General features: G+C 64.9%; 3 protein-coding genes. 1 reads left to right on the top strand and 2 read right to left on the bottom strand.

Annotation, left to right across the window (positions count from 1 at the left end; translation table 11 throughout):
* Positions 1 to 192: 192 nt before the first annotated feature.
* Both Y705_RS0113440 and Y705_RS0113435 read right to left on the bottom strand, forming a co-directional pair.
* On the bottom strand, positions 193 to 978 hold the full coding sequence (locus Y705_RS0113440) for an alpha/beta fold hydrolase (protein ID WP_049822753.1): 786 nt from the start codon (positions 976 to 978) through the stop codon (positions 193 to 195).
* Positions 979 to 1428: a hypothetical protein gene (locus Y705_RS0113435; RefSeq protein WP_049822774.1), complete on the bottom strand. Its 450-nt coding sequence runs from the start codon at positions 1426 to 1428 to the stop codon at positions 979 to 981. It abuts the gene before it with no gap.
* Positions 1429 to 1649: 221 nt separating this feature from the next.
* Between Y705_RS0113435 and Y705_RS0113430 the strand changes: the two genes are divergently transcribed.
* Complete coding sequence (locus Y705_RS0113430) at positions 1650 to 3029, top strand: MFS transporter (RefSeq protein WP_026533231.1); 1380 nt, start codon at positions 1650 to 1652, stop codon at positions 3027 to 3029.
* Positions 3030 to 3088 lie beyond the last annotated feature (59 nt).

Below are 3088 nucleotides of genomic sequence, written 5' to 3'. Positions count from 1 at the left end.
GGACGGCACGATCCACGACTGGTAGGAGAGGCCCTGCTGCGCGCGGCTCCCGGTGCGCGGACGTCTCCCGGTGCGCGAAGTTGCGCAGCAGTGGTGGGTGCACGACGGCGGCACCCGCCATAGCTGCGCGAGTTCCGGACCGATCGCGCCGCCGCGTCGAGCAGACTTCTCGAGGCCGACCGCAGAACGCGGCTACGACGTCGAATCGAGGATGAACTTCACCGTTTCGGCGGGCTGATCCCAGTGCGGGAAGTGACCGTAGTCTTCGAACCAGTGCAGCGTTGCGTCGGGGAAGAGCGCCGTCGCGGTTGCAGCCTGACTCGGGAGGGTCACCCTGTCCTGCCGTCCCCAGCCGAGAGCCAGCCTGCCCCGAAGACTTCCGGCCGGCGCGCCTGCCTGGCGGGGGCCGTGCGCGAGGGATTTCCGGGCTGCGTCGAGGCTTCTCGAGGTCCTGAATCCCCGCAGTTCGGTCAGGACGAGATCCGGGTCCAGTTTCCACGGCTTCGCCGAGAACTGCGCCAGGAGTGCCGTCCGCCCGGCCGCAGTGCGGGTCAGGAAGGGGAGTGCAGGCTGGACGCGGCGCACCAGGGCGACCGAGGCAGTGATGCTCGCATTGAAGATCCGGACCTGGCGGTCGTTCCAGAAACCGCCGGGACTCAGCGCGACGACGTCGCCCGCGTGACCCCGGCGCGCGAGCTCCACGACCATCCGGGCACCCATGGAGCTGCCCACGATGTCCGCGTTCGCAAGGCCCTGGTGATCCAGGTAATGCTGCAGCGCGTCGGTGAGCGTCGCGATGCTCACCTCGCCGGCAAGCGGGGCACTCCGACCGAAACCGGGGAGGTCGATGGCGATGACTTCGCGGTGCCGGCCGAGCATCGGTGCCACCGGGTCCCAGTTGCGGATACTCGATCCCAGACCGTGCACCAGGACCAGGGGATCGCCCGAGCCCGTCCTCTCAGTGTGCAGGGTTTCCATTCATGCCTCCTGAGGGAGTGCTTCGTGGTGCTCGCGGCCCTTGGTCCGGCGGTCTTCCTTCATTTCCGCTTCGAAGAGGTGGCGCTTGCCCTCGACGAGTTCGTCCCGGGCGCGCTTCTCCAACGCCTTCAGCTCTGCGTAGTAGTGGTCGTCGTAATCCTCGACGATCTGGAACGTCCACCGTCCCTCGACGACGTTGCGGCCGATGATGTCCTTCTCCACTGTGTCGGCGAGTTCGCTGTGCCCGGCCTTGCGGAGCAGCTCGGCCGCTTCGCTGAGGTTGAGGTCCGCCTTGCCCGTGAGCCGGTGGAAACCGTAGAGGTAGCCCCTCGCGTGCTCAACCACCTCAAGGGCTTCGGACAACTTGCCGAGGGCTTCGACAGTGCCGTCGGTAGTGCCGTCGGGCCGCTGGTGGTTTGCATCGGGGCCGGGAATTTCGGAATGAGCCATGCTGCCTACGATATACGCGGTGCTCATCCGGTGGGAGGCGAATTGGGACGTGTGCGTTTTCGCAGAACGGCTCTGCACTAATTGGAGTTGAACTGCCTGCAGGCAAGGGCAATACTCGGTACTGCCTCCGGTGTGCTCGGCGTCACAAGAGCAGACACCCCGGAAACCACAGCATGGTCAAGGCGAACCGTGTCAACGGAGACACCGAAGGAGTAGCACGCATGAGTTCCACCCAGTCCAACCCCGCACGGCGCGAGGAACCCGACGTCAAAGAGTCGGGACTCAAGAAGGTTGTTGTCGCCTCGATGGCGGGCACCGTCGTTGAATGGTACGAGTTCTTCCTCTACGCAGCGGCAGCCACGCTCGTGTTCGCCACGGTGTTCTTCCCGAACGCGGAAACCGAGTTCGATGCCATCATCGCCGGCTTCCTGACCTATGCGGTCGGTTTCGTGGCACGACCCATCGGCGGTATCGTCTTCGGGCACTTCGGTGACAAGTACGGCCGCAAGCAGCTGCTGCAGCTCAGCATCATCCTCGTGGGCGTATCGACCTTCGCCATGGGTTGCCTGCCGACGTTCGACCAGATCGGCTACTGGGCTCCCGGGCTCCTCGTGGTGCTCCGCTTCATCCAGGGCTTCGCTGTCGGCGGTGAGTGGGGAGGTGCCGTCCTGCTCGTGGCCGAGCACAGCCCCAGCAAGTCACGCGGTTTCTGGTCCAGCTGGCCCCAGTCCGCAGTGCCGATGGGAAACCTGCTCGCCACCGGAGTACTCTTCATCCTCTCGTCCACCCTTTCCTCCGAGGACTTCCTCAGCTGGGGCTGGCGCATCGCGTTCTGGCTCTCCGCCGTGATCGTGGTCGTCGGGTACTACATCCGCACCAAGGTGAACGATGCCCCGATCTTCCTCGAGGCTCGCAAGGAAGTTGTTGCAGAGGCCAAGGGCTACGGCGTCATCGAGGTCTTCAAACGCTACCCCCGCGGCGTCTTCACCGCCATGGGCCTGCGCTTCGCGGAGAACATCCTGTACTACCTCGTGGTGACGTTCAGCATCACCTACCTGCGACTGGTGGTGGAGACGGACACCTCGCGGATCCTGTTCCTGCTCCTGATCGCCCACTTCATCCACTTCTGCACGGTGCCCCTGGTCGGCAAGCTCTCCGACCGCCTCGGACGGCGTCCCGTCTACATGGCCGGTGCCCTGCTCGGAGCAACCTGGGGATTCTTCGCCTTCCCCATGATGGATACCGGGAACGAGGTCATCATCCTCGCGGCCGTGACCATCGGCCTCATCTTCCACGCACTCATGTACGCGGGGCAGCCGTCCATCATGGCCGAGATGTTCCCCACCCGCATGCGGTACTCCGGCGTTTCCCTCGGCTACCAGGTCACCTCGATCGTGGCAGGCTCACTGGCACCGATCATCGCCACGGCGCTGCTGCAGGAATACGGATCGTCGACGCCGATCGCCATCTATCTGCTCTGCGCCTGCGCGGTCACCGCATTCGCCGTGCTGATGCTCAAGGAAACTCGCGGCATTTCGCTTCACGATGTCGATGAAGCCGACGCCAAGGGCACAGCGGACCTGCTGGCGGCAAAGAAGTAGGACAACCAGCACGACGACGACGGCGGGGCCCGCTTGGCGGGCCTCGTCGTTCTCGCGTC

Origin of the sequence: Arthrobacter sp. H41 (assembly GCF_000520535.1) — a bacterium.
Classification (GTDB): domain Bacteria; phylum Actinomycetota; class Actinomycetes; order Actinomycetales; family Micrococcaceae; genus Arthrobacter_D.
Note: the sequence above shows the minus strand (reverse complement) of the source record. Positions and strands in the feature narration are given on the sequence as shown.